The organism is Streptomyces sp. NPDC050560, assembly GCF_044457285.1.
GTDB lineage: Bacteria > Actinomycetota > Actinomycetes > Streptomycetales > Streptomycetaceae > Streptomyces.
On record NZ_JBITGT010000014.1, the window covers coordinates 81,660 to 82,241 of the forward strand.

General features: G+C 67.2%; 1 protein-coding gene. It reads left to right on the forward strand.

Going from position 1 to position 582, the window contains the following annotated elements; genetic code table 11:
* Window positions 1-56: 56 nt before the first annotated feature.
* The coding region (locus tag ACIBIW_RS28795; RefSeq protein WP_399340088.1) for a hypothetical protein at window positions 57-582 on the forward strand (526 nt) is incomplete at its 3' end.

Consider the following 582-nt stretch of genomic DNA (forward strand, 5'->3'; position numbering starts at 1 on the left):
GCTGCCTTTTCCCAGTCGGGCGCGCCCTGCCTGATGGTCTGGGGCAGAAGGCCGCGTTGGACCAGGCCGGGGTGGTCCGGTTCTCCTGTAAGCCCGTACAACCGCGCGATCCCTGTGGCCGACTCGACAGCCAAGTCGGCTCGGGCGTCTTCACTGGCCCGCGCTACTCCGGGGTTGATGTGGAAACCCGGGTGCTTGCCCCGGGACTGCAGGGGCACTTCCGCATCGCGCAGCACCGCCTCCTCAGCAACACTCGCCCTGTTCTGGGGTTGGAGCAGACTGTGAAGGCGTTTGCGGGCTGCCTTTTCCCAGTCGGGCGCGCCCTGCCTGATGGTCTGGGGCAGAAGGCCGCGTTGGACCAGGCCGGGGTGGTCCGGTTCTCCTGTAAGCCCATACAGCCGCGCGATCCCTGTGGCCGACTCGACAGCCAAGCCGGCTCGGGCGTCTTCACTGGCCCGCGCTACTCCGGGGTTGATGTGGAAGCCCTGGTGCTTGCCCCGGGACTGCAGGGGCAGTTCCGCATCGCGCAGCACCGCCTCCTCAGCAGCACTCGCCCTGTTCTGGGACCTGAGCAGATTATAA